Source organism: Acetobacter oeni (assembly GCF_011516825.1).
GTDB lineage: Bacteria > Pseudomonadota > Alphaproteobacteria > Acetobacterales > Acetobacteraceae > Acetobacter > Acetobacter oeni.
Window position 1 is genome coordinate 1 of record NZ_WOTA01000102.1, and the last position, 607, is coordinate 607.

A 607-nucleotide genomic window follows, 5' to 3' on the forward strand; every position below is an offset into this window, starting at 1 on the left:
TTCTGCGGGCCGCAAGACGCTCAATCTGTCGAAACAGGCTCGTGCCGCCTGATCGTTCCTTTATTGTTCATGCCAAACGTTGTTTAGCGTACCATCCACACGATGGCCTCATCTTGTGACGACGCAGCGTCCGGATGGCAGTTCGAAGTCATTGCTGAACGAATATCACGTTGAACTGACCTACACGTGGCAGGCCCTGTCCTGGCTGTCGGTTCAGCCGGATGTTCAGGGACTCATCAATCCGAGCGGCGGCGTTTACGACTCTGTTTCAGGCCGGAAGGTCCAGGATGCGCTGATTTTCGGACTGCACCTGGGACTCTCGTTTTAGGGCGTGTCGTCAGTTAAGTGGCAGTGGCCTTGTACTTTTGCCTGTTTTGTGATGTTTTCTCCCTGTTTTCAGGGGGATATGTGGAATGCGCCGGTATGCCCTGAGTGACAGTCAGTGGGCGCCGATCAGGCCATCGGACGATCCCGTGGGGGACTGACCAAGAAAATGCACGCCGTTGTCGATGCTGCCGGGAAGGCTGTGGCCCTTTCCCTGACACCCGGACAAAGAGCGGACATCACTGAAGCAGGACCTTTACTGCATGAAGTCGATCCCAAAGCC

Annotated in this window: 1 protein-coding gene and 1 pseudogene; both read left to right on the plus strand. The window is 55.7% G+C overall.

Going from position 1 to position 607, the window contains the following annotated elements; translation table 11 throughout:
- Window positions 1-115 precede the first annotated feature (115 nt).
- Entirely contained in the window at window positions 116-328 is a 213-nt protein-coding gene (locus GOB90_RS18770; protein WP_264813157.1) for a carbohydrate porin, read from the plus strand.
- A 117-nt stretch (window positions 329-445) separates the two neighbouring features.
- A pseudogene (locus GOB90_RS18775) lies at window positions 446-607 on the plus strand (transposase); the annotation flags it as partial.